This is a genomic window from Streptomyces prunicolor NBRC 13075 (assembly GCF_000367365.1).
Lineage (GTDB): Bacteria > Actinomycetota > Actinomycetes > Streptomycetales > Streptomycetaceae > Streptomyces > Streptomyces prunicolor.
On sequence record NZ_BARF01000074.1, the window covers coordinates 100,018 to 125,468 of the forward strand.

Sequence of the window (25,451 nt, forward strand, 5' to 3'; positions counted from 1 at the left end):
ACGCTCGCGTTCACTGTCGCGTCAACGGTAGTGAGTCCCCGCTAGTGAACGCAAGCGTTCACTTAAGCCGCTTTCGCGCGGCGCCTCCCCCGTCGCTGCCGCGTGATGTGTCCCCGTTCCCCGGAAGCCCCACTTCCACTGCTCGCTGGAGATATCTAGATGGTTACCTCGGGCTGGACGGCCGCTCCCGCTCAGACGGCCTCCCTCCGCCGCCGCGGCGCCGTGCTCGAACGCGCGATCCTGGACGCCGCGTTGGAGCAACTCAGTACGGTCGGATGGAACGCCCTCACGATGGAGGGCGTCGCCGCCGGTGCTCAGACGGGCAAGGCCGCGGTCTACCGACGCTGGTCCTCCAAGGAGGACCTGGTCGCGGACGCGCTGCAGGCTGGACTGCCACGTCTGGAGGAGGCGCCCGATCTCGGGAACGTGCGTGAGGATCTGCTGGCGTTGTGCGTGCAGGCGCGCGACGCGATGTACTCGCGCCCCGGATACGCCTTGCGCTCGGTGATTCACGAATGCGACACGGCGCAGGCGGAGCGCTTCCACGGCGTGATCTTCGAAGGGGTCGTGGAACCGGTGATCCGCCTGCTCGGCGAGGTGGTCAACCGCGGAATAGGGCGAGGCGAGGTCCGCTCCGACGCCTCCAACGGCTATGTGCTGGACGCCATTCCGGCGATGATGATGTACCGCTCGAAGATGTGCGGCAGCGAATGGACCGACGGCGACATCGAGGAAATGCTCGACCAGTTGATGCTTCCGCTGCTCCGGCCCGGCGGTGCGTGAAGCCGGCTCGGCACGGACTCGCGGGGGCCTCGGGGAACCCGGGTGTCGCAGGGGGTTCCGGGCGGCGTAGGCTGAGCGCGCCATGCCGTACGAACCACCTACTCATGCCGTCGAGCGCTCACTCCGCGCCACGACCGGGGCCAAGGTCATTGCCGGCGTCGACGAGGTGGGGCGCGGCGCGTGGGCCGGCCCCGTCACCGTCTGCGCGGCGGTCACCGGACTGCGCCGACCCCCCGAAGGCCTCACCGACTCCAAGCTCATCGCGGTCAGACGACGCACCGAACTCGCCGAAGAACTCCGCAAGTGGGTCACGGCGTACGCCTTGGGGCATGCCTCCCACGAAGAGATCGACGACCTGGGGATGACGGCCGCGCTGCGGCTCGCCGCGGTGCGTGCTCTGGAGGCCTTGCCCGTTCGCCCCGACGCGGTCATCCTCGACGGGAAGCACGATTACCTCGGGGACCCCTGGCGGGTCCGTACGGTGATCAAGGGCGACCAGTCGTGCGTGGCGGTCGCGGCCGCTTCGGTGATCGCCAAGGTTCAGCGCGACAAAATGATGGCCGAACTGGGCATCGACCATGCAGACTTCGCTTTCGCGGCCAACGCCGGGTATCCCTCGCCCGTGCACAAGGCCGCACTGGAGGAGCGGGGCCCCACCCCGTACCACCGGTTGTCGTGGGCGTATCTTGATGCGCTGCCCCAGTGGCGGCACCTCAAGAAGGCCCGCAGCTGGGCGGAGGGAAGCGTTCCGAAGATCGAGGGCCAGCTCGGTTTCGACTTCTGACCGTTCCGCTCGCACTCATGTGCCACCCGCTGCCGCAAGCCGCACCAGCGTTTGATAAAAATCAGCCCATGCCTCTCATTCCCGAGGAGCCTCAGATTCACGAGAGCGCCCAGGGTCCCAGCGCCACTCCGGCCAGCAGCCGCGTCGCGCCGACCCCCCGCCCTGTACCCGGTCCCCGCCCCGCGGCTCCGTCGCGTCCCGGTCGTCCCGGCCCCCTGCGGCCCACGGCACCGGCGCAACGTACGCCGCGCGACGTGGCCGTGGCCAAGCCCGGACCCTCGGGTCCGGCTGTTCCCGCCTCTTCCGACACCGCTGTGGCGACCCCGCAGATCCAGCTGCTCCCCGCCTCGGCCGAGGGCGCGCTGGACGCTGCCGAGGAAGCCGTGGACCTGCTCCTGGAGTCGGGCCGTGCCCCCGGTGACGTGCTGGTGATCACCACCGGCGAGCCGCACCCGTGGGCCGCCCACGAACTGTCCTTCGGAGAAGCCTCCTACTGGGCGCAGCACGACGCGCGCGACGACGTCTTCTACGCGGACGCCGCCGTCGCGGGCCGGGCGGCGTCCCGTCCCGTCGTCGTGGTCGCCGTCAACGGAGGCACAGCCGCCGTTGCCACCACCGTCCTGCCCCTGGCCCTCGGCCGGGCCGGCACCCTGCTGATCGTCTGCGGCGACCCACAGCAGATCAACTCGGTGCTGGGCGCGGGCGTCTGAGCCGTTCCGGGAACTCCCGGAAGGCTTTCGGAGCGCGACGGCGGTCAGGTGAACGCCGTCGCGGCGGTCTGTGCACGGTGACGCGTTCGGCGTGCGCGGATTTGTGGCGGGGTCGGTCAAGTGGGCCTACTGCGGCCGTACTTCATGGCCCGTGTACAGGCACCGGAGTGTGCCTGACTCGGCGTCGTAAGGACTCCGTAGTGGTGGGGCCGTACGGTCCGGGCGTGGAGCCCGGACCGGTTTCAGCGGGCCGCGACCTTCAGCGGGCCGCGACGCGGCGCAGGACCTCCGAGGCGGCGCCGCCGGTGCGCGGCAGCAGGGGCGGTACCTCGGACATGGCGAAAGGTTCCGGCGTGGAGTCCGCGCTGGGCCGACGGCCGCCGCGCCCCTCGCCGAGCACCTGCCAGCCGTCCCGGGTCAGCGTGATGTAGGCCCCGCAGCGCAGCCCGTGCAGGGTGCAGGCGTCACGCAGCCCCCACATCCACGCGCCGTCCTCCTCCGTCCAACGCGCGTCGCCCTCACGGCAGTAGAGCAGCACGGCCGTGCGCACCGGGGTACGGCGGCGCAGATCGTGCGGGATGACCCGGCGCAGCTGCGCGAGCAGCGCGTTGCGGAACATCCAGCCGTCGGCCGGTGCGGGCCGTCGGACGAACGAGGCGCTCGCGAGCAGTCGCTCGTCCGGGTCGAGGACGGCCACGATCGCGGTCGCCGGTCTCAGACCGTGCCGGGAGTGCAGCCCGCTGACGACCTCACGGGGATTGCGCAGCAACGGGATTCCGGCGGCGGCCCATTCGGAGGGTTCGAGCAGACGGGCGAGAGGGTTGGCGGAAGCGGCGGACAGGTCGGCAGACGTCGACGTGGATGCCGCGGAGGACGGAGCGAATCCGAAGGTCACGGTCCTCCCTTCGGCTACGCGCCCACACTACGGGCGGGGTCGGATTCGGGGGAGCGCGCACCGCAGCAGAGCCCTACCGGGTCAGGGGCGAGCCGTGCGGGGAGCGGACTTCAATTCTTCCTGTCGAACTGGGATGCGGCAACGAGCAAATGGGGCCACGGCCCCTTATCTGATGTTCTGTGGCTTATATCCCTACCCAATGCGTCGCCCGGCGACGCCTGGGACGTTCGGGCACGACACTTTCGTACGCCATTGATGTGCGGGAGGTCCATAGGGAGCCGGTCGGCCCTGGTGCGGGACCAGGGTCTCCGCGCGCTTCGCCACGGCGGGGGATTGGGCCGTTGTCAGTGGCGTGCGGTTGCATGGGGGGTATGAGTAACCAGGAGCTGCGTGCCGAAGCCGACGCCATCCTCGCCGAGCTGGTCGGTGATCCGAGCGGTACGGCGCGGCTGCGCGAGGACCAGTGGCAGGCGGTGGAGGCACTGGTGGAGGAGCGCCGGCGCGCGCTGGTGGTGCAGCGCACCGGCTGGGGCAAGTCGGCGGTGTACTTCGTCGCCACCGCCCTGCTGCGTCGGCGCGGCTCCGGTCCCACTGTGATCATCTCGCCGTTGCTCGCGCTGATGCGCAACCAGGTCGAGTCCGCGGCGCGGGCCGGCATCAGGGCGCACACCATCAACTCGGCCAACCCGGAGGAGTGGGACAGCATCTACGGAGAGGTCGAACGGGGCGAGACCGACGTGCTTCTCGTGAGCCCGGAGCGGCTGAATTCCGTGGACTTCCGTGACCAGGTGCTGCCCAAGCTCGCGGCCACGACCGGCCTGCTGGTGGTCGACGAGGCGCACTGCATCTCCGACTGGGGACACGACTTCCGCCCCGACTACCGCAGGCTGCGGGCGATGCTGACCGAACTGCCCGCCGGCGTACCGGTGCTGGCCACCACCGCGACCGCCAACGCGCGCGTGACCGCCGATGTGGCCGAGCAGTTGGGCACGGGCGCGGGCGAGGCCCTGGTGCTGCGCGGCCCGCTGGAGCGGGAGAGCCTGCGGCTGGGAGTGGTCCAACTGCCGGACGCCGCGCACCGTTTGGCCTGGCTCGCCGAGCACCTGGACGAGCTGACCGGCTCCGGGATCATCTACACCCTCACCGTGGCCGCCGCCGAGGAAGCCACCGCCTTCCTGCGCCAACGCGGCTTCAAGGTGGCCTCGTACACCGGGAAGACGGAGAACGCCGACCGCCTGCAGGCTGAAATCGACCTCCAGGAGAACCGGGTCAAGGCCCTGGTCGCCACGTCCGCGCTGGGCATGGGCTACGACAAGCCGGACCTGGGCTTCGTGGTCCACCTCGGCTCGCCCTCCTCGCCGATCGCCTACTACCAGCAGGTGGGCCGTGCGGGGCGCGGTGTGGCCCACGCCGATGTGCTGCTCCTGCCGGGCCGCGAGGACGAGGCCATCTGGCGCTACTTCGCCGATACGGCCTTCCCGCCCGAGACGCAGGTTCGGCAGACCCTCTCGGCCCTCGCCGACGCGGGACGGCCGCTGTCCGTGCCTGCCCTGGAGACGGCGGTCGACCTACGACGCGGCCGCCTGGAGACGATGCTGAAGGTCCTGGATGTCGACGGGGCGGTCAAGCGAGTGAAGGGCGGCTGGGCGGCCACGGGCGCCGAGTGGGTGTACGACGCCGAGCGGTACACCTGGGTGGCCAAGCAGCGCGCGGCCGAGCAACAGGCCATGCGCGACTACGTGAGTACGTCACAGTGCCGGATGGAGTTCCTGCGCCAGCAGCTGGACGACGAAGGGGCGGTGCCGTGCGGCCGCTGCGACAACTGCGCGGGCGCCTGGATCGATGCCTCGGTCTCGGCGGAGACGTTGACAGGGGCGACGAAGGAACTGGACCGCCCGGGCGTGGAGGTCGAGCCGCGCCGGATGTGGCCGACCGGGATGGCCGCGCTGGGCGTCGACCTCAAGGGCCGTATCCCCGCGAAGGACCAGTGCTCCACGGGGCGTGCCCTGGGACGGCTCTCCGACATCGGCTGGGGCAACCGGCTGCGCCCGCTGCTGGCCGACAACGCGCCCGACGGTCCGGTCCCCGACGACGTCCTGAAGGCCGCGGTGGCGGTACTCGCCGACTGGGCGCGCTCTACGGGCGGTTGGGCGCCGAATGTCGAGGACGCCTCCGCCCGCCCGGTGGGGGTCGTGGCGGTACCGTCCTTGGCCCGCCCGCAACTGGTCGGTTCCCTCGCCCAGGGCATCGCGAGCATCGGCCGCCTTCCCCTCCTGGGCACCCTGACGTACACCGGACCGGACGGCACGCACGCGGCACGGCGCAGCAACTCCGCCCAACGCCTCAGGGCACTGTCCGACGCCTTCGCCGTCTCGGGGGAGCTGGCCGAGGCACTGGCCGCCTCGCCCGGCCCCGTCCTGCTCGTGGACGACTACACCGACTCCGGCTGGACACTCGCGGTCGCTGCCCGACTGCTCCGCCGGTCAGGCAGCGAACAGGTTCTTCCGCTGGTTCTCGCCGCGGCGGGCTGAGGTTTCGTTACGGGGACTCTTGCCCGAGGCGTGCGGTCCGGGCAAGGGAGTGATCGCGTGATCGCCGAGGCGGTCCAGGTGTCCGGGGCGCGTGGGCCGAGTTGGTTCCGTGCCGAACCCCATGTGGCGTGTCCCTGACCGGACTTATCCACAGGCTCAAGCGGAACATCGCGATTCGCGAGATCGTCAAGGCATGACGAACCACAGCGAAACGACCGGATCATCCGGAAACCGTGAAAACGGCGACATCGACCCCACCGCGTACGACCGACACGGCGCCGAGCACCAGGTCACCCTGCGCACCCCCGCCGAACTCGCCGACGCGCTGCCCTATTTGCTCGGGTACCGTCCCGAGGACAGCATCGTCCTCGTCGCCCTGCACGACAAAGACGGCCGGGGCCGGTTCGGCGGCAGGGCCCGGCTCGGCATTCCCGCCGGCGCGGACGACTGGGCCTCCGTGGCACGGCAGTTGGCCCACGGCCTCGTGACCGGCAGCGAGCGCAGGGGAACCAAGCCCGAGCAGATGATCGCCTACGTCTGTCAGGAACCGGCGCCGGGAGAGTCGGGTCGCCAGGTCATGGAACGACTGGGCCCGCTCGTGCAGAAGCTGCGCACCGAGTGCGGCCGACTCGACGTGACCGTGATCGAGGCGCTCTGCATCTCGGACGGCCGCTTCTGGTCGTACTGCTGCGCGACCGAGGGGTGTTGCCCGGTCGACGGCTCCCCGATGGGCCTGCCCGGCACCTCCGTACTGGCCGCGGCGGCGACCTACGCGGGGCTCCAAGTGCGCGGCACGCTACGGGAGTTGCGGACCCGGCTGCTGCCCTGGGAGACGGCTGCCGCGCTTCAGCAGGAAGTCGCCCTGGACGCCGCCGGTATGGATCTGGTCCCGAGGATCCTCGACGATGTCAGCCGAGTGGATGTGGCGCAGGAGACTCTGGACCTCGCCCAGCGGATCCTGAGGCGCTTTGCCGCGGCATCGCACGTGTCCGGCGCACTCCACTCGGACTTCCGCGACGACGCACTGCTCGCCCACGATGAAGCCGCCAGGCTGATCCTCGGCCTCCAGGACCGTACGACCCGCGACCGCGCCGCCGAATGGATGGAGGGCGACGACGCGGTACCGGCCCTGCGCCTCTGGCGCGCACTGGCCCGCCGCTGCGTCGGACCGTACGGCGAGCACGCCGCGGCTCCGCTCACACTCGCCGGCTGGGTCGCCTGGTCGACCGGCGACGACCTGGAGGCGAGGGAGGCCCTGGCCATGGCCCTGGGCGCGGACCCCGACTACCTGTTCGCCCGCCTCTTGCACCAGGCCTGCAACGAGGGCCTGGACCCGGAGTCGATTCGGCGGTGTTTGCGCGCGGAGCGGGTGGGACGGGCAGGGGCGGCGGAAGTTGGAGAGGTGGCGGGCGCTGGCAGGTCGGCGGGGGTTGGAAAGGTGACAGGCGCTGGAGGGGTGACGGAAGCCGGAGAGGTGGCGGGAGTTGGAGAAGCGACGGGAGTCGCACAGACAGCGGGAGTTGGCAAGGCGACGGGCACTGGAGGGCCGACGGGTGCTGGAGAGGTGACGCGCGCTGGAAGGCAGGCCGCCGCCGCTGAGGCCGCCGATGGTTCCCTCAGGCAGGGTGCGGGCGATCCCGGCGACGGTCCGGCACCGGCGGAAGCCTCACCCGCAGCCTCCCGCCGTCGGCGACGTGCGCGGACCGCCGACGGAGCCGAGGGCCGTCCCCGTCCCGCGAACGCGGACGGCCGCCGATCCGGGACGGACGGAACCCATCCGCGCACACCGGCGCAGCGCACCGCACGCCCCGGCACCACACGTGCGCGCGCTCCTAGGAAGGGTGAGTCGCAGCGTTACGACACCTGCTCGGAGGCGCCGCAGCCGGGGAGCAACGGCGTTGAGGGGGACGGGTGATCAAGGGCTTGGGGAGCAGAGAACGGCCCCGCCGGTCCAGTGGTCGACTCGGTGTGTTCGGAGCTTGGTTCCACCGGGCCGTACGGTTGCGGGCGGCGACTTCACACACGGTCAGTGTTCCCAACATGCGGGGCGGCGCTGGACTCACCGAGGGGCACGCGGCGCGAGAAACGGGCGCGTCTGGAGGACGGACCGTGCGCCGGGTCGGCGGCCACCGGGACGGAGTGACTGGCGCCAGCTGTCCGTCCCCGCCACCGAGCCGCCATTCGGTCGGCTTCCCAGGCCGTGGGCGTGACCAGGACGAGCCCGGCTCCGTTCACCTGAGTGGCGGAACGCCTGAACGGGTCGTGTCGCCGGACAGCCCTTGTCCTTCCGGAACCGTCCAACCGGCGCCGAACACGTCTGCGGCGCACAGAGCGCAGAAGAAGCCGCCCATGCACCAGCCGACTCCGCCCTCCGCTGCCGACGACCGCCCTGACTCCGGTGACCCCGAGCCGCGCCCGAGCCGGGGCGCCGGCTCATCGCCGCCGTACACGGGCACAGCCGATCCCGAACATGCACCGCAACCGTCCCATCGGCTGAACGCGCCGGTGAACTTGCCGCCGACGGCCACCAGCAGGCCAGAAGGGCGGACACCCGGCCAGATCCGCCGCCCGCCCCAGCCCGCATCCCCACGCCAGTCGCCATCCATCGCCTCGCCCGTCTCCCCGCCGAAAAACTCTCCGCCGCACCTGCCGCACCCGTCCCGCCCGGCACCCCGCCGCTCCCTCGAACTGCCTCCCACCCACACCACCCTGATCTGCGTGGCCCTCCCGGGCCTCGCCGTCTCCACGGAGCAAGGGCAGCTGAACGGCCGGGGGTTGGAGGGGTTCTACCGCGCGGGTCGGCGCGTGCTCTCCCGCTGTCAGGTACGGGTGGCCGGACGCGAACCACTGGCAGTGCAGGCCAGGATGACGGCGGCCGACCGCGCCCGTTTCGTGGGGACCGTACGGGTGTCCCCGGACTGCGGCCCGGACCCGGACCTCGTCGTCGAGCGGACCCGGCACGCCGAGGGCACCGAGCGCATCACCCTGCGCAGCGTCTCCCGGCGCCCGCTGCGCCTGCCGGTCGAGGTGGCGCTCGGCACCGACATGGCCGATCTGGGCGCGATCGCCGCAGGCAACACGGGACCCGAACTGCCTGCGAGCGTGCACGACTCCGGCCTGCGCTGGTCCGGAGCCGCCGGCACCTCGGCGGTCACGGCCGACCCACCGCCCGCCGACGCACTGGCCTCCGCAGGACTCCTGCGCTGGGAGTTCAAACTGCCGCCGGGTGGCACGGTGAGCGTGGAACTCCGGGTACGGCCGGACGGCGCGGGACCGGTACGGGCCGTGGGTCACGGGGCGACCAGTCCCTTGGCCTCCGCACAGGCGACCGGCGACGACCCACGGGTCCACGTGCTCCTGCGGACCAGCGTCGAGGACCTCCAGGCACTGCTGCTGCGTGACCCAGCGCACCCGTCCGACACCCACCTCGCGGCAGGGGCACCCTGGCGCTGCGGTCTGGCGCCGGTGGAGTCGCTCACGGCGGCGCGGATGACGCTGCCTCTCGGCACGCGGCTCGCCGCAGGCACGCTGCGGACTCTCGCCGGCACCCAACTCCAGCGCGCTGGAGCGCAGTTGGGCATGATTCCCGGGCCGCGCCGTGATGCCGGCGCCCATTTGCCGCCGAGTTGCACGGGGACAGAGGCGACCCTGCTCTTCCCGGTGCTGCTCGCGGAGGCCCGCCGCTGGGGGCTCCCGGAGCAGGAGACACGGGAGTTGCTCCCCGCCGCCGAGCGCTGTCTGACCTGGCTGCGGATCACCGTGGGCGACGGCACGTATCTGCGCGACCCGCACCCGAGCGGCCCCGCCCGCTGCGAGACACAGGCCCACGCCCACCGGGCGGCGCTGCTCGGCGCCGATCTGCTCGACGCGTTCGGCAGACCCGGTGGCGCGGAACTGCGGCAGTGGGCCCAGGAGTTACGCACCGCCTTCCGCGCGGACTTCTGGATCGGAGACCTGGGCGGCGGCCGCCCGGCAGCGGCCCGGGCCCCTGATGGACGCCTCGTACCGCACCTCGGCGCGACCGCGGCCCACCTCCTCGACACCGGGCTCCTGGGCGGCGGCGAGTACGCGCCCGGACTGCTCGACAAGGTGCGGGCCGAACAACTCGCCCGGCTGCTCGGCGGTCCGGCCATGGACTCGGGCTGGGGACTGCGCGGCCTGGGCGTGAAGGAGCCGGGATACAGCCCGTTCAGTCACCGGGGCGGAGCCGTGCGGGTGGCGGAGACGGCGATCGCCGTCGCGGGCCTGGCCGCAGCCTCGTACGAGAAGGAGGCGAGCTCACTGCTGCGGGGCGTCCTCGCCGCGGCCGAGGCGTTCGGGCACCGGCTCCCCGAGATGTACGCGGGGGAGCAGCGCACGGACGGCAGCGCTCCCCTTCCGCACCCGGCGGCCTGCCGCCCGGCGGCCACGGCGGCGGCTGCCGGAGTGCTGCTGCTGACCACCCTCGCGGGCATCCGCCCCGACGCTCCCGCCCGCACGGTCACCCTCCGCCCGGTGCGCAGTGCGCCCCTGGGCGAGATCGGCCTGACCGGGCTGCGGATCGCGGGCGCCCCCTTCTCCGTACGGGTCGGCCGACTCGGTGTCGCCATGGTCGAGGAGGCGGCCGACGGCCTGCAATTGGGAGCGTGACCTCGTGCGAAGCAGCATCGGCCGGCGCTCGGAGCGCAGGACCGGCCACGCATCGCACCGAAGTGGATCAGTCATGGCGGTACCGGCGAAGGGAGTGTTTATCGTCAGGCAGACGACTATGATCGCCGCATGTCCTACGACCCGTCAGCGTATCCGCCCTTCGCCGTCACCGTGGACCTGGTCGTGCTGACCGTGCGCCGCCATGCTCTGTGCGGGCTGGCGGTACGCAGGGGCGAGCCGCCGTTCCAGGGGCGGTGGGCGCTGCCCGGTGGCTTCGTGCGGGCCGACGAGGATCTGTCGCAGGCCGCCGCGCGCGAGTTGGCCGAGGAGACGGGACTGCGCGCCCACGACCCGGCCGTCCCGGTCCAGGACAACGGAGCGCATCTGGAGCAGCTCGCGACCTACGGCGACCCCAAGCGTGACCCGCGGATGCGTGTCGTCAGCGTCGCCCATCTCGCGCTCGCTCCCGACCTGCCCGCACCCCGCGCCGGCGGCGACGCCAGCAACGCGCGCTGGGCGCCTGTCGAGGAGCTGTTGCAGCAAGCGGGGTTCGCACGCGACGGCGACCCTGTGGCACCCCTCGCCTTCGACCACACGCAGATCCTGTCCGACGGGGTGGAGCGCGCCCGTTCGAAGATCGAATACTCGTCCCTGGCCACGGCGTTCTGCCCCACCGAGTTCACCGTCGGCGAGCTGCGCCGCGTCTACGAGGCGGTGTGGGGCGTGGCGCTCGACCCGCGCAACTTCCACCGCAAGGTGACCGGCACGCCCGGGTTTCTCGTCCCGACGGGCGGTACGACGACCCGTCAGGGCGGGCGCCCGGCACAGTTGTTCCGGGCCGGCGGGGCCACGTTGCTCAACCCGCCGATGCTGCGCCCCGAGGTATGACGCCGCAGCACCTCGACCGAGGCGGTCGACCGAGGCGATCAACCGTTGTGGAGCGGGCCGTTCGGTGCCCGGAAAAACGGACATAGCGCGCTATCTTGCTGTGGGTGATCCAGGCCTTCGGACTGACCAGCAACGCCCGCAAGGAGCATCCGCCCGCCGTCGACGACGTCTCCTTCGAGGCCCGTGCGGGCCGTGTCACCGCACTCCTCGGAGCGCCGGGCGCGGGCAAGACGGCCGCGCTCAGGCTCATGCTCGAACTCCAACAGGGACGTGGAATCACCTACTTCAGGGGCCGTCCCCTGTACCGCATCGCCCACCCGTCGCGCGAGGTCGGCGTCCTCCTGGGCGATGTGCCGGGTCATCCGGCGCGATCGGTCCGCGGCCACCTCCGCATGCTGTGCGCCGCGGCGGGTGTTCCGGCCCGGCGCGCTGACGAAGTCCTCGAAGTGGTCGGCATCGTCAGCCTGCGCGACGAGCGCCTCGGCAGTCTCGCGCGCGGCATGGACCGCCGCCTCGGCCTCGCCTGCGCTCTGCTGTCCGACCCGCACACACTCGTGCTGGACGAACCCGCGGACGCCCTCTCCGCCCGCGAAAGCCGTTGGCTGTACGGCATGCTGCGCGCACACGCCGCCCAGGGTGGCACGGTCCTGTTCACCACCGCCGACCCCAAGGAGGCCGCCCGCAGCGCCGACCGGGTCGTCACCCTGGAGCAGGGCAGACTCGTCGCCGACCAGGATGCCGGAGACTTCGCCCGCACCCGGCTGCGCCCCCGCGTCGCCGTCCGCAGCCCGCACGCCAACCGCCTTGCCGCCCTCCTCACCAAGGAGGCCCGCACCGCACACCGCTCCGTCGAAGTCGTACGGGAGGACGGCAACCGCCTTTCCGTGTACGGCAGTACATGCGCCGACGTCGGCGAGACGGCGTTCCGGCACGACATCCTCGTACACCAACTCGCGGACGAGATCGGGGACATGGGGCCGGGCGCCGGAACGACCCTGCGGAGCGAGGCGGAAGTCGTCGACGAGCCGCGAGTGCCGGACACCTCGTCGACGGCCGAACTTCCATCGGCCCGCGCTGACGCATCACTTGCCGAGCTGCCGACGCGACTCGCGGATGCGCCGCTCGCGGAGATGCCGCCGCCCTGCACAGTCCCGCTGCCTGCCGAGGCTCCGCCGCACTCCACCGACCCGCTGCCTGGCGAGACGCCGACGCCGTCCACTGGCACGCTTCCGGCCGAGACCGCACAGCCCCACATCGCCGCGCCCCTCGCCCACAGTCCGCAGCCGCTCACCGCCCCGCTGCCCGTCGCCGAGGAACCGGCACCCGCCGCCGCACCCCACCCGCCGTACGAGACCCACACAGCCACTGCAAGCCCCGCCACCACAACCTCCCGGCTGGTTCCCCTCATCGACCCCGAGAAGTCGGCCGGTACTCATCCCCGCGCGCGTGCCTCACGCCCCTCGCAAGCCCTCACCCTCGACACCCTGCCCCCGCTCCCGCCCCCCATCTCCGTCCGCTCCGCCCCCAGCCCGCTGCGCCCGCTCCGCTACGAGTTGCGTCGTGCCGCCGGTATCGGCACCGGGTTTCTGACCGGGGCCGCCGTGCTCGTCGTGTCCGCTCTCACCGCGCTGCTGTTGGCCCGCATCGGTCACACCCCGCAGCCGCGTCTGCTGGCCGCGTGGCCGCGGGAGTTGCCCCTGCCGCCCGCGGCGCTCGGTGCGGGACTGCTCGGGGCGTTCGCGTTCGGTGACGAGTTCCGCCACCCCGCCCTGGCGGCGGACCGCGGCACCGTGCCCCGCCGGATGGGGCTGCTCGTCGCGAAGCTCCTCGTCTCCGCGGCCACCGCGCTGCTGCTGGCCTTCCTCACGGTGGGCTGCGACGCCGAGGTGCTCTACCTCGTCTACGGACGGGAGCTCGCGCAAGTTCCCGCCGACTGGCTTTCGATGAGCGCGAGTTGGCTCGGCCTGGTCGTCGGCTGCGCCTGGGCCGGCGTTCTGGCCGCGGGCATCTTCCGGTCCACCACGGCCGGGCTCGCCGCGGTGGTCGCCGTACCGATTCTCGTCGTACCCCTCGTGCACAAGGCGTTGGACGGGCCCGCCGTGCGAACCGCGGAAGGCTTTCCGCTGCGGTTGCGGAAGGTGTTGCTGCTGCAGTGGCCCTTCGGGGGAGAGCGTTACCTCTCCGCGGCGGCGCGGGTGATCGCCCAACCCGTGGGCGGGGCACTGACGTTGTCGCTGACCGCCCTGCTCTGCGCGTATCTGCTCACGACCCTGCGGAGCAGGGTCCGATGACGACCGTCCGCACCCTTCGGATGCCGCTCTGCGCACAACTCCCCGCAGAAAGCCCATTTCTTTCCGATAAGGCGTCAATTGCGACGGTGTGAGCGATCACCCTTTCGTGTGCTTTTCACCAAAGACCTCAAGGGAGTTGGAGACAGCGCCGACAAAGGATCCGTGAGTACCCTTGCGCACACCATGATGACCGCCGCCCGCTCCGCAGACTCCGGTCTGGCCGGCCCGGGCGGACTCGACCGCTACCCCTATGCCGAGGCGCCCGTCACCGAGCGCCTCGGAGCCCCTTCCTGGGACGGTTCCGACCCCGAGCTGGGCCGCGTGGGCCGGCGTGCCGCGGGCAGCCGCGGACGCGGGCTGCACGGCCAACTCGTCCAGCAGCTGGGCCAGATGATCGTCTCCGGGGACCTGGGTGCCGACCGCCCTCTGGTGCCCGAGGAGATCGGCCAGCGTTTCGAGGTCTCCCGCACCGTCGTCCGTGAATCGCTCCGCGTCCTGGAGGCCAAGGGCCTGGTCAGTGCCCGGCCGAACGTCGGCACGCGCGTGCGTCCCGTCAGCGACTGGAACCTCCTGGACCCGGACATCATCGAGTGGCGCGCCTTCGGCCCGCAGCGCGACAATCAGCGCCGTGAGCTGAGCGAGCTGCGCTGGACGATCGAGCCGCTCGCCGCGCGCCTCGCCGCCGGGCACGGGCGCGAGGATGTCCAGCAGCGCCTCTCCGACATGGTCGAGATCATGAGCCACGCCATGGGGCAAGGGGACGCGCTGACCTTCTCCCGCGCGGACGCCGAGTTCCACTCGCTGCTCATCCAGGTCGCGGGCAACCGGATGCTGGAGCACCTTTCGGGGATCGTCTCCTCGGCCCTTCAGGTCTCCGGCGGCCCGGTCACGGGCTGTGACCGCCCGACCGACGCCTCCGTGGGGCACCACGCCCGGATCGCCGACGCCCTCGCGGCCGGCGACGGTGCGACGGCCGAGGCGGCCATGCGGCAGCTGCTCATCGTGCACCCCGAGCCGGAGCGTGTGGTGCCCGCCCCGCGCGAACACTGACGCGCGCGGGATGGCCGGCGCGGTCGAGGTGTGCCGCGTTCTCCTGGCGGCGCCCGGCCGGGGCGCCCGTCTTCCGCCGGACCCCGCAGGATCCTTCAGGGAATCCGGCGGGGTCCGGCGGTGCGACGGGGTGTCGGATCTCCTGGAGGAGCGCTTGTCGCGGCCGCGGGTGACCTCCTCTGTCCGTGTCTGACCGTTTTTGAACGCTTACGGGGTGTGACTCGGGCCACGCAGATTGGGCGTAACGCTCGCGGGCACTGCGCGATGACCTAAGAGGTGACAGCCGCGGAAGGGAATACGGACGCCGTTCAAGGCGCTGTGTTTCTTCCCGGCCCCAGCCCGCGCCGTCGGCCCATCCCCAGTCGGCGGTCGTCGGTTCCTGTCCGTACCGGACGGGGCCGGAAGCCGTTTTCCATCGTTCCGAGAGGTTGTTCGTGTCGGCCAGCACATCCCGTACGCTCCCGCCGGAGATCGCCGAGTCCGTCTCTGTCATGGCGCTCATCGAGCGGGGAAAGGCTGAGGGGCAGATCGCCGGCGATGACGTGCGTCGGGCCTTCGAAGCTGACCAGATTCCGGCCACTCAGTGGAAGAACGTACTGCGCAGCCTCAACCAGATCCTCGAGGAAGAGGGTGTGACGCTGATGGTCAGTGCCGCGGAGCCCAAGCGCACCCGAAAGAGCGTCGCAGCGAAGAGTCCGGCCAAGCGCACCGCCACCAAGACGGTCGCCGCGAAGACGGTGACCGCCAAGAAGGCCACCGCCACCGCCACTCCGGCGGCACCCGTCGCCGACGCTTCCGTCGAGGACGACGCCGCCCAGAAGGTCGCTGCCAAGAAGACCGCGCCCGCCAAGAAGGCGGTCGCCAAGAAGGTCGCCGCCAAGAAGACGACGGCGGCGGCCAAGAAGACCAGTGCCAAGAAGGACGACGCCGAGGTAGTCGACGAAGAGGCGACCGAGGAGACCCCCGGTAAGACCGGGGACGAGCCCGAGGGTGCCGAGAGCGCCGGGTTCGTGCTCTCCGACGAGGACGAGGACGACGCGCCCGCCCAGCAGGTCGCCGCGGCCGGCGCCACCGCCGACCCCGTCAAGGACTACCTCAAGCAGATCGGCAAGGTCCCCCTCCTCAACGCCGAGCAGGAGGTCGAGCTCGCCAAGCGCATCGAGGCCGGCCTGTTCGCCGAGGACAAGCTGGCCAACGCCGACAAGCTCGCCCCCAAGCTCAAGCGCGAGCTGGAGATCATCGCTGAGGACGGCCGCCGCGCCAAGAACCACCTCCTGGAGGCCAACCTCCGTCTGGTGGTCTCCCTGGCCAAGCGTTACACCGGCCGCGGCATGCTCTTCCTGGACCTCATCCAGGAGGGCAACCTCGGTCTGATCCGCGCGGTCGAGAAGTTCGACTACACCAAGGGCTACAAGTTCTCCACGTACGCCACCTGGTGGATCCGTCAGGCGATCACCCGCGCGATGGCCGACCAGGCCCGCACCATCCGTATCCCGGTGCACATGGTCGAGGTCATCAACAAGCTCGCGCGCGTGCAGCGCCAGATGCTCCAGGACCTGGGCCGCGAGCCCACCCCGGAGGAGCTGGCCAAGGAACTCGACATGACCCCGGAGAAGGTCATCGAGGTCCAGAAATACGGCCGCGAGCCCATCTCGCTGCACACCCCCCTGGGTGAGGACGGCGACAGCGAGTTCGGTGACCTCATCGAGGACTCCGAAGCCGTCGTCCCGGCCGACGCGGTCAGCTTCACCCTTCTCCAGGAGCAGTTGCACTCCGTCCTGGACACCCTGTCCGAGCGTGAGGCCGGTGTGGTCTCGATGCGCTTCGGTCTCACCGACGGTCAGCCGAAGACCCTCGACGAGATCGGCAAGGTGTACGGGGTCACCCGTGAGCGCATCCGCCAGATCGAGTCCAAGACCATGTCGAAGCTGCGCCACCCGTCGCGTTCGCAGGTGCTGCGCGACTACCTCGACTAGGTCGTAGTCGTACGACACGGAAGGCCCGGTCTCCCCTCGGGGAGCCGGGCCTTCGTGTTGGCGCGGGTGCGGGGCGCGGTGCACTGGATCACTCTGGGTCTTCAATGACCATCCCAGAGTGAGGAACGTGCATGCGTCGTCCCCTTGCCCGGGCGCTGACCCGGCCGCTGGTCCTGGCGGCCGCCGCGTCCGCCATACCGCTGGTCTCCGCGGCCCCCGTGGCCGCCGACAGCATCGTCGTCGGCGGGTTCCCGGTCGATGTCTCCGTGAGCCCCTGGACGGTGGCGCTGTCCAGTCGTGACCGGTTCGGGGGTACCCGGGCGGGCCAGTTCTGCGGCGGTGTGGCCGTGAGCCGGACCGCCGTGCTGACCGCGGCCCACTGCATGGGCGACGACGTCCTGGGGGCGCCGCCGCACCGGGCGCGCGATCTCAAGGCCGTCACGGGCCGTACGGACCTGCTCTCGGCCCGGGGCCGGGAGATCGCCGTACGCGATGTGTGGGTCAATCCGGGTTACGACGCCGTCAGCAACGCCGGCGACTTCGCCGTGCTCACCCTCGCCGAGCCGCTGCCCCAGAGCTCGGTCATCGGGATGGCGGCCGCGGGCGACCCGGCCTACGAACCGGGCACGGCCGCGACGGTCTACGGCTGGGGCGATCTCACCGGCAGCGGCGACTACGCGGGCAGCCTGCACGCGGCACGCCTGCACGTGCTGTCCGACGCGCGCTGCGAGGAGGCGTATCCGGGCGGCGCCGACGGCGCCTACCTCCCCGAGTCCATGCTGTGCGCCGGAGAGGCTCAGGGGGGCCGTGACGCCTGTCAGGGGGACAGCGGGGGGCCGCTGGTCGCCCAGGGGCGGCTGATCGGGCTGGTGTCGTGGGGCAGCGGGTGCGGGCGGGCCGGGAGTCCTGGCGTCTACACCCGGGTCTCGGACGTCCTGCGGACACTCGGCCGCCACCGCGGCTCGCCAGGGCCGCACAAGGGCGTCTGACGGCGTCTGGGAGGCGTTTGCGGGCATGAAAGACGGGCGGCCCCGCTCCTGTGGTTCAGGAGCGGGGCCGCCCGTCGCCGGCCTGGGCCGGTGCTGGCTCGTCGTGGACGCGAAGTGTCAGCGGTCTTCTTCAGGAACGCTTGCAGCAGGAGCGGAGGTCAGCCGCTCCGACTCGTCCTGTATCTCAGCGGCGATCTTCTTGAGTTCCGGCTCGAACTTGCGGCCGTGGTGGGCGCAGAAGAGCAGTTCTCCGCCGCTCAGCAGGACGACGCGCAGGTATGCCTGGGCGCCGCAGCGGTCGCAGCGATCGGCGGCCGTCAGTGGGCTCGCGGGGGTCAGAACAGTAGTCACGTCGCCTCTTCTCTAGCTCGACGAGCTGTCGTACCAGGGTCAACATCCAACCAGGCCGAAAACGTTCCCGCTCGTGGCCTTTTCTCGAAAAATTCTTCCGGGGCGGCTGTCTGCTGCCGGTTGGCGGCGAATGTGCCGTATTGCGTGTCTATGTGTCTGTACGGGTTCGCGCTGTGGGGTCAGGGTCGGGTCCACCCGGCTGGATTGCCGGTTGTTGATGAGGACGTGCCCGGAGCCTAAATGGTTCATGCCCCGAAGGGAACGTGATATGTACTTCACTCCATCGAGGGATCGAACAGGTATACGACCCTGGACTAGTGTGAGGAGGAGACGAGGGTGGCGTTACAACGGCTCTACCAGGCCTCGGTACCCTCTGAGCGGCAACCGAAGCCGGGCCCTTACCCAAAAGGGCCTCATCTGAAATTCAGCGAGGAGCGAACCGCGTGACCGCCGAAACGTCCGTGCCGTCGACAGCGCTGCTGGCAGGAGCAGACCGGGACGGTTCCAACTACACCGCGCGGCACCTGCTCGTCCTTGAGGGGCTAGAGGCCGTACGCAAGCGCCCGGGCATGTACATCGGGTCGACCGACAGTCGTGGCCTGATGCACTGTCTGTGGGAGATCATCGACAACTCCGTGGACGAGGCCCTCGGGGGCTACTGCGACCACATCGAGGTGATCCTGCACGACGACGCCTCGGTGGAGGTCCGGGACAACGGCCGGGGCATCCCGGTCGACGTCGAGCCCAAGACCGGCCTCTCCGGTGTCGAGGTCGTCATGACCAAGCTGCACGCCGGCGGCAAGTTCGGCGGCGGCTCGTACGCCGCCTCCGGTGGTCTGCACGGCGTGGGCGCCTCCGTGGTGAACGCCCTGTCCGCGCGGCTGGACGTCGAGGTGGACCGCAGCGGCAACACCCACGCCATCAGCTTCCGGCGCGGTGTGCCGGGCTCCTTCTCGACCGCCGGTCCGGACGCCACGTTCGAGCCCGGAGGCCTGCGCAAGACCAAGCGGATTCCCAAGACCCGCACCGGCACGCGCGTGCGCTACTGGGCCGACCGCCAGATCTTCCTCAAGGACGCCAAGCTCTCCCTGGAGGGCCTGCACCAGCGGGCCCGGCAGACCGCGTTCCTGGTGCCCGGACTGACCATCGTCGTCCGCGACGAGTACGGCCTCGGCGAGGGTGGCAGCAAGGGGGAGGAGTCCTTCCGCTTCGACGGCGGCATCAGCGAGTTCTGCGAGTACCTGGCGAACGACAAGCCGGTCTGCGACGTACTGCGCCTGTCGGGCCAGGGGATCTTCAAGGAGACGGTGCCCGTCCTGGACGACCACGGCCAGATGACGCCCACCGAGGTCACGCGCGAGCTCGGCGTCGACATCGCCATGCGCTGGGGGACCGGTTACGACACGACGCTCAGGTCGTACGTGAACATCATCGCCACTCCCAAGGGCGGTACCCACGTCGCCGGCTTCGAGCAGGCCGTCGTCAAGACGATGAACGAGGTGGCGCGCGCCAAGAAGCTGCTGCGCGTCGCCGAGGACGACGTCGTCAAGGACGACGCCCTGGAGGGCCTCACCGCGGTCGTCACCGTCCGGCTCGCCGAACCGCAGTTCGAGGGTCAGACCAAGGAGGTGCTCGGTACGTCGGCGGCCCGCCGGATCGTCGCCAACGTGGTCGCCAAGGAGCTCAAGGACTTCCTGACCTCGACGAAGCGTGACGCGGCGGCCCAGGCCCGTGTGGTCATGGAGAAGGCCGTCGCCGCCGCACGCACGCGTATCGCGGCCCGGCAGCACAAGGACGCGCAGCGCCGCAAGACGGCCCTGGAGTCCTCCTCGCTGCCGGCCAAGCTCGCCGACTGCCGCAGCGACGACGTGGAGCGCAGCGAGCTGTTCATCGTCGAGGGAGACTCCGCGCTCGGTACGGCCAAGCTCGCCCGGAACTCCGAGTTCCAGGCGCTGCTGCCGATCCGGGGCAAGATCCTCAACGTTCAGAAGTCGTCCGTCACCGACATGCTGAAGAACGTCGAGTGCGGGGCGATCATCCAGGTCATAGGAGCGGGATCGGGCCGTACCTTCGACATCGACGCGGCCCGCTACGGCAAGATCATCATGATGACCGACGCCGATGTGGACGGCTCCCACATCCGGTGTCTGCTCCTGACCCTGTTCCAGCGCTACATGCGGCCCATGGTCGAGGCCGGCCGGGTGTTCGCCGCGGTGCCGCCGCTGCACCGCATCGAACTCGTCCAGCCCAAGAAGGGACAGGACAAGTACGTCTACACGTACTCGGACCGTGAGCTGCGCGAGAAGATGATGGAGTTCCAGAGCAAGGGTGTCCGGTACAAGGACTCCATCCAGCGCTACAAGGGTCTCGGTGAGATGGACGCCGACCAGCTGGCCGAGACGACGATGGACCCCCGTCACCGCACCCTGCGCCGGATCAACCTTTCCGATCTGGACGCGGCCGAGCAGGTCTTCGATCTGCTGATGGGCAATGACGTGGCACCGCGCAAGGAGTTCATCTCCAGCTCGGCCGCGACGCTGGACCGGTCGCGGATCGACGCCTGACCGCCGAGCCGGGCCCGGGCCCGGGTCCGGGTCCGGGTCCGACCTGACCTGACCGTTGAGCCGGGCCCAGGTCCGAACTGGGCCCGGGCCGCGGCTCGGAGGTTTGGACCCGGGCTCGACCCTCGACTCGGAGGCTTGGACCCGGGCCGGGCCCCTGTGCTCGGAAGGTTCGGCGAGGGCCTGGCGCGATCGCCCCGCTCCTGACACGGACCGTTGTCGCCCCGCCTGGCCTCGGAGCGCTGCCACCGGTCGGCTCCACCCGTGGGTGGAGATCCGGGCGGGCCGGAGATCCACCCACGATCCACCCTGGCGCCGATCTGCCCACCTGCGAATTTCCGTAGCGTCGAAGGCGTCGGCAGCGCTCGCCGCCGGCATCCTCTTCCGCTCACGGAGGCTCTGATGTCCGGGCTGGTCAACGCGTTGGTGATCGTGGCCGTCGTCGCGGTGGTGATCGTGCGGCAGTTCCGCGCCCGTCGGATCGACACCGACCGGCGCTGGTGGCTCCTCCCCGCGATCCTCGCCGTCGTGGCGCTGCGCGAGCCCGGCATACTCGACGCCTACCACCACACCGAGTCGGCCCTCCTGCTCGCCGTCGAACTGGTCGTCGGGCTGGCCACCGGAGCCGGCTGGGCCTGGACCACGCGCCTGTGGGTCGAGACGGACGGTTCCGTATGGAGCAAGAGCACCAAGGCGAGCGGGGGCGTCTGGATCGTCGGCATAGCCCTGCGCGTCGGCCTCGTCGCCCTGGGCGCGGTCGTAGGTGTGCACCAGGACAGCTCGGCCCTGATGCTCGGCCTCGCGGCAACGCTGCTGGTCCGCTCCGGTGTCCTGGCCTGGCGGGCCCAGTCGTTCACCGGGTCGGCAGGGTCGGCCCCGGCGTACGGTTTCGGCGTGACGCGGCCCACCGGGAAGGAGCGCGTGTGACGGAGAACGCCTGGACGCGCTGGCCCTCGCGGGAAGCGCTGGGCCGAGAGGGAGTCTCACGGCCCCGGCGTGTGCTCGCCTGGGCCGTCCGACTGCTGGTGATCGGCGTGCTCCTGGGGGGCGCGCTCACCGGCAATCACGTCCACGGCTGGGCGCTGGCCGGAGGTGCGGTCGGCATCGTGCTGGCGGCGGTCGTCGGCTGGGCGTTCTGGCGCACGACTCTCGCCCACAGGCTCTGGCCGTCGGTGGCACTCATGGCCGTGCTCCTCGGGATGGCGGTCGGGGGACAGGCAGCCGGTTTCACGGTCCCGGCCCTCGTCATCTGGTGCGGTTGTGCCGTCAGCTCTCTGGAGCGGCTGCCCATCGCGGTCGCCGTGCCCGTGACCGCGGTGTCCCTCGCGATCTTCGCCGCGGTCAACAACGACGTATGGCTGACCACCGCGGTCACCACGGCCGGGCTGGCCCTCGCCGGATACACGCTCCGCCTCGACGCCGAGGCCCGGGGCAACGCCCAACGGCTGCTCACCCAGGAGCGCATGGCACGTACTGCCGAGGCGGAGTCCGCCGCGCTCGCCGAACGGGCCCGTATCGCCCGGGAGATCCACGACGTGCTGGCCCACAGCCTCTCGGCGCAGCTTGTGCACCTGGAGGCGGCCAGGCTGCTGATCGAGCGGGGCGCCGACCGGGAGACGATCCTGGAACGGGTCGTGGCGGCACGGGGGATGGCCCGCGACGGCCTGGTGGAGACCCGGCAGGCACTGTCCGCGCTGCGGGGCGAGATGAGCCCGCTGGAGGACTTCCTGACCGAGATCGTCGGTACGACGGGCCGTGCCGAGGTCACCGTTACGGGTGACCGCAGGCAACTGCCCGCCGAGGCCTCGCAGGCCGTGCGCCGGGTCGCCCAGGAGGCCCTGACGAACGTCCGCAAGCACGCCCCGGGCGCCAAAGTGCTGCTCACGCTGGACTACGGCGAGCACGAAGTGACCCTGGACGTACGGGACTCGGGCGGCTCGCCGGGCGAACTGACCGGCGCGGGAGGTGGATACGGTCTGCTGGGCATGCGGGAACGCGCCGAGCTGCTGGGCGGTTCCTTGCGAGCCGGGCCGGACGAGGAGGGATTCGTGGTGACGCTGAAGGTGCCGGCATGACGGAGGAGGCCGTGAGGAGACCCGCGCGGGTCGTGGTCGCGGACGACCAGACCGTTGTAAGGGAAGGCATCGTGATGCTGTTGGGGCTGCTGTCCGGGATCGAGGTCGTCGGTGCCGCCGCCGACGGGAACGAGGCGGTGCAGCTCGTCGCCGAACTCGCCCCGGACGTCGTCCTGATGGACCTGCGCATGCCGCGCTGCGACGGTGTCGAGGCCACCCGGCGGATCCGCGCGGAGCATCCAGGGACACAGGTCGTGGTGCTCACGACGTTCGCGGACGACGCCTCGCTGTTCCCGGCGCTGCGTGCGGGGGCGCGCGGCTATCTCACCAAGGACGCGGGCGGCGACGAGATCGTACGGGCCGTGGAGAGTGTGCTGTCGGGGGACGCGGGGTTGTCGCCGAGCATCCAACGGCGTTTGCTGGAGCGCCTGTCGGAGCCCGAGCCGCAGCCGCAGTCGGGGCCCGCCGAGCCGCCGGACGGGCTCACCGCGCGGGAGACCGAGGTGCTGCTGCTGATCGCCGAGGGCCTGACCAACCAGGAGATCGCCCGCGCGCTGCATGTCTCCACGGCGACCGTGAAGACCCACATCAACAACCTGTTCGCCAAGACGGGGCTCAAGGACCGTGCGCAGGCGGTGCGTTACGCCTACGGCAAGGGACTGGTGCGGCCACCAGCGGGTTGAGTCACCTGATGGGGTGAAGACAGCGGAGAAGAAGAGTCGGGGATCTTCCCGTTCTGTCCATCCTTGGGCATGCAGTCAAGCAACGGTCGTTCCCGCGGTGGCGGGAGTGGTCACGAGAGTCCGGCCGAGAACCACGAAGGTCATGACCTGACCCCTGCCGAGGCAACCGGAAAGGTGAGGTACCACGACCCTTGGTACGACGCGCTCGCGTCCGGCTGGGGCGAGACGGACGGCACGGACGGCACGGGCGGGCCCGCGCCCGAGGTGCCCGCCGCGCGCCGGGAGGACGCGGACCACGCCGTCCGCGCGGGCGATGTCTATCTGGAGGTGCAGCGCAGCGCGGCCTTCCAGGAGGTGCGCGGCCGGTATCTGCGGTTCGTGGTGCCGGCCACCGTCGTCTTCTTCACCTGGTACGTGGCCTATGTGGTGACGGCGACGACGGCACCCGGATTCATGGCCCGGCCGGTGGCCGGCGCGGTGAACGTGGGGATGGTCGCGGGACTGGGGCAGTTCCTCACCACCTTCCTGCTCACCTGGGCCTACGCCCGGCACGCGCGGCTGCGCAGGGACCGGGCCGCGCTCGAACTGCGCTGGGACACACAGGAACTGACACGAGGCATTCGAGGCGGTACGTCGTGACCGGGAACCATCAGACGCTGGCGCTGCTGCTGTTCAGCGCGTTCATCGCGGTCACCCTCGGGATCACCACCTGGGTGAGCCGCAACCGGCATGGTTCGGAGGAGGAGTTCTACGCGGGCGGGCGGCTCTTCTCCCCGATGGAGAATGGTTTTGCCATCTCGGGTGATTATCTGTCCGCGGCCTCGTTCCTCGGGGTCACCGGGCTCATCGCGCTGTTCGGCTACGACGGCCTGCTGTACGTGGTGGGTTTCTTCGTCGCCTGGCTCATGGTGTTGTTCCTCGTCGCCGAACTGGTGCGCAACTGCGGGCGGTTCACGCTCGCCGACGTGGTCGCCGCCCGGATGAGCGAGCGGCCGGTGCGGATCGCGGCGGGAACTTCCTCGGTCACCGTGTCCGTTCTCTACCTGGTGGCGCAGATGGTGGGCGCGGGCAGCCTGGTCTCGCTGCTGCTGGGCGGGACGAGTCCGGCCGCGCGGGCCTGGACCGTCATCGGCGTCGGGGCGCTCATGGTGATCTATGTGTCGATGGGAGGGATGCGGGCCACCACCTGGATCCAGATCGTCAAGGCGGTCCTGATGATGAGCGGCACCATCGCGCTGACGGTGCTGACCCTGGTGCGCTTCCACGGGAACCTGAACCACCTGCTGCTCACGGCCGCCGCGCGCAGCGGTCGCGGTGCCGCCTTCCTGGCGCCGGGGCTCAAGTACGGCGGGGACTGGACCGCGCGGTTCGACTTCATCAGCCTGGGCCTCGCGCTGGTGCTGGGCACGGCCGGGCTGCCGCACATCCTGTCCCGCTTCTACACCGTGCCGACCGCACGGGCCGCGCGCCGATCGGTGGTGTGGTCGATCGGCCTCATCGGTGCGTTCTACCTGATGACGATCATCCTCGGCTTCGCCGCCGCGGCGGTCGTGGGACCGGACACCCTTCGGAAGTCGAACGAAGCAGGGAACACGGCGGTCCCGCTGCTCGCCCTCGACCTCGGCGGAGGAGCCGATTCCACCGGAGGCACCGTCCTGTTCGCGATCGTCGCGGCCGTGGCCTTCGCCACGATCCTGGCGGTGGTGGCCGGGATCACCCTGGCCTCCTCGGCATCCGTGGCGCACGACCTGTACGCGTCGTTGCGGCGCCCGAACGCAAAGCCGCGCAGCGAGGTGGCCGTGGCACGGGTCGCCGCGGTCGGCATCGGTGTCGCGGCGATCGGGCTCGGCCTCGTCGCCCGGAACCTCAACGTCGCCTTCCTGGTCGGCCTCGCCTTCGCCGTCGCCGCCTCCGCGAACCTCCCGGTGCTGCTCTACTCCCTGTTCTGGCGCGGCTTCACGACCCGCGGCGCCGTGTGGGCCGTATACGGCGGACTGATCCCCGCGCTGGCGCTCGTGCTGCTGTCACCGGTCGTGTCGGGCAGTCCCGAATCGCTGTTCCCGGGCGTCGACTTCCAGTTCTTCCCGCTGCAGAACCCCGGCCTCGTCTCGATCCCGCTCGGCTTCCTGGCCGGCTGGCTCGGCACGGTCACCTCCACGGAGGTCCCGGACGAGGCCAAGCACGCGGAGACCGAGGTACGGGCGCTGACGGGGGCGGGGGCCGTCTAACGGGGGTCCGTGTGCCGTAGCCCCGCC

19 protein-coding genes are annotated in these 25,451 nt (G+C 70.9%); 17 read left to right on the forward strand and 2 right to left on the reverse strand.

Features of this window, described 5'->3' with window-relative positions:
- Positions 1-159 precede the first annotated feature (159 nt).
- The 3 genes from SPR02S_RS31440 (at position 160) to SPR02S_RS31450 (ending at position 2,277) form a co-directional block, all read left to right on the forward strand.
- On the forward strand, positions 160-783 hold the full coding sequence (locus SPR02S_RS31440; RefSeq protein WP_019061003.1) for a TetR/AcrR family transcriptional regulator: 624 nt from the start codon (positions 160-162) through the stop codon (positions 781-783).
- Between the two features lie 82 nt (positions 784-865).
- Complete coding sequence (rnhB, locus tag SPR02S_RS31445; RefSeq protein WP_019061004.1) at positions 866-1,567, forward strand: ribonuclease HII; 702 nt, start codon at positions 866-868, stop codon at positions 1,565-1,567.
- A 68-nt stretch (positions 1,568-1,635) separates the two neighbouring features.
- On the forward strand, positions 1,636-2,277 hold the full coding sequence (locus SPR02S_RS31450) for a hypothetical protein (protein ID WP_078623062.1): 642 nt from the start codon (positions 1,636-1,638) through the stop codon (positions 2,275-2,277).
- A gap of 259 nt (positions 2,278-2,536) precedes the next feature.
- On the opposite strand, the gene SPR02S_RS31455 is transcribed toward SPR02S_RS31450, so the two are convergent.
- Positions 2,537-3,172 (reverse strand): hypothetical protein, encoded by a 636-nt coding sequence (locus SPR02S_RS31455; protein WP_019061006.1) that lies wholly within the window; start codon positions 3,170-3,172, stop codon positions 2,537-2,539.
- A gap of 371 nt (positions 3,173-3,543) precedes the next feature.
- Between SPR02S_RS31455 and SPR02S_RS31460 the strand changes: the two genes are divergently transcribed.
- The 8 genes from SPR02S_RS31460 to SPR02S_RS31495 all read left to right on the forward strand — a co-directional run bounded on the left by SPR02S_RS31460 (position 3,544) and on the right by SPR02S_RS31495 (position 17,526).
- A complete protein-coding gene (locus SPR02S_RS31460; protein ID WP_019061007.1) occupies positions 3,544-5,703 on the forward strand; it encodes a RecQ family ATP-dependent DNA helicase in 2,160 nt (719 codons plus the stop codon).
- 193 nt (positions 5,704-5,896) lie between these two features.
- Positions 5,897-7,618 (forward strand): DUF4192 domain-containing protein, encoded by a 1,722-nt coding sequence (locus tag SPR02S_RS56710; protein ID WP_019061008.1) that lies wholly within the window; start codon positions 5,897-5,899, stop codon positions 7,616-7,618.
- Positions 7,619-8,421: 803 nt separating this feature from the next.
- A complete protein-coding gene (locus SPR02S_RS31470; protein ID WP_019061009.1) occupies positions 8,422-10,332 on the forward strand; it encodes a glycogen debranching N-terminal domain-containing protein in 1,911 nt (636 codons plus the stop codon).
- Between the two features lie 129 nt (positions 10,333-10,461).
- Positions 10,462-11,220, forward strand: coding sequence for an NUDIX hydrolase (locus tag SPR02S_RS31475; protein WP_019061010.1), 759 nt, complete (start codon positions 10,462-10,464; stop codon positions 11,218-11,220).
- Positions 11,221-11,324: 104 nt separating this feature from the next.
- Entirely contained in the window at positions 11,325-13,511 is a 2,187-nt protein-coding gene (locus tag SPR02S_RS31480; RefSeq protein ID WP_026151030.1) for an ABC transporter ATP-binding protein, read from the forward strand.
- Between the two features lie 162 nt (positions 13,512-13,673).
- Positions 13,674-14,561, forward strand: coding sequence for a FadR/GntR family transcriptional regulator (locus SPR02S_RS31485; protein ID WP_174447576.1), 888 nt, complete (start codon positions 13,674-13,676; stop codon positions 14,559-14,561).
- 434 nt (positions 14,562-14,995) lie between these two features.
- The gene (locus SPR02S_RS31490; protein WP_026151031.1) at positions 14,996-16,537 is read left to right on the forward strand and encodes an RNA polymerase sigma factor; all 1,542 of its coding nucleotides are present in this window, start codon (positions 14,996-14,998) and stop codon (positions 16,535-16,537) included.
- A 131-nt stretch (positions 16,538-16,668) separates the two neighbouring features.
- Positions 16,669-17,526, forward strand: coding sequence for a S1 family peptidase (locus tag SPR02S_RS31495; RefSeq protein ID WP_019061014.1), 858 nt, complete (start codon positions 16,669-16,671; stop codon positions 17,524-17,526).
- Positions 17,527-17,643: 117 nt separating this feature from the next.
- Here the strand turns inward: SPR02S_RS31495 and SPR02S_RS31500 are convergent, their stop codons facing one another.
- Positions 17,644-17,877: a DUF7455 domain-containing protein gene (locus SPR02S_RS31500; protein WP_019061015.1), complete on the reverse strand. Its 234-nt coding sequence runs from the start codon at positions 17,875-17,877 to the stop codon at positions 17,644-17,646.
- A gap of 443 nt (positions 17,878-18,320) precedes the next feature.
- On the opposite strand from SPR02S_RS31500, the gene SPR02S_RS31505 reads away from it, so the two are divergent.
- The 6 genes from SPR02S_RS31505 to SPR02S_RS31530 all read left to right on the forward strand — a co-directional run bounded on the left by SPR02S_RS31505 (position 18,321) and on the right by SPR02S_RS31530 (position 25,424).
- The gene (locus tag SPR02S_RS31505; RefSeq protein WP_019061016.1) at positions 18,321-20,441 is read left to right on the forward strand and encodes a DNA gyrase/topoisomerase IV subunit B; all 2,121 of its coding nucleotides are present in this window, start codon (positions 18,321-18,323) and stop codon (positions 20,439-20,441) included.
- Between the two features lie 399 nt (positions 20,442-20,840).
- Positions 20,841-21,365, forward strand: a complete 525-nt coding sequence (locus tag SPR02S_RS31510) for a CcdC protein domain-containing protein (RefSeq protein WP_019061017.1) — start codon at positions 20,841-20,843, stop codon at positions 21,363-21,365.
- On the forward strand, positions 21,362-22,513 hold the full coding sequence (locus tag SPR02S_RS31515) for a sensor histidine kinase (RefSeq protein ID WP_019061018.1): 1,152 nt from the start codon (positions 21,362-21,364) through the stop codon (positions 22,511-22,513). The genes SPR02S_RS31510 and SPR02S_RS31515 overlap by 4 nt, the downstream gene beginning before the upstream one ends.
- Entirely contained in the window at positions 22,510-23,196 is a 687-nt protein-coding gene (locus SPR02S_RS31520) for a response regulator transcription factor (RefSeq protein WP_019061019.1), read from the forward strand. Before SPR02S_RS31515 ends, SPR02S_RS31520 begins: the two co-directional genes overlap by 4 nt.
- 69 nt (positions 23,197-23,265) lie before the next feature.
- Positions 23,266-23,835: a DUF485 domain-containing protein gene (locus SPR02S_RS31525; protein WP_078623063.1), complete on the forward strand. Its 570-nt coding sequence runs from the start codon at positions 23,266-23,268 to the stop codon at positions 23,833-23,835.
- A complete protein-coding gene (locus tag SPR02S_RS31530) occupies positions 23,832-25,424 on the forward strand; it encodes a monocarboxylic acid transporter (protein ID WP_019061021.1) in 1,593 nt (530 codons plus the stop codon). Before SPR02S_RS31525 ends, SPR02S_RS31530 begins: the two co-directional genes overlap by 4 nt.
- Positions 25,425-25,451 lie beyond the last annotated feature (27 nt).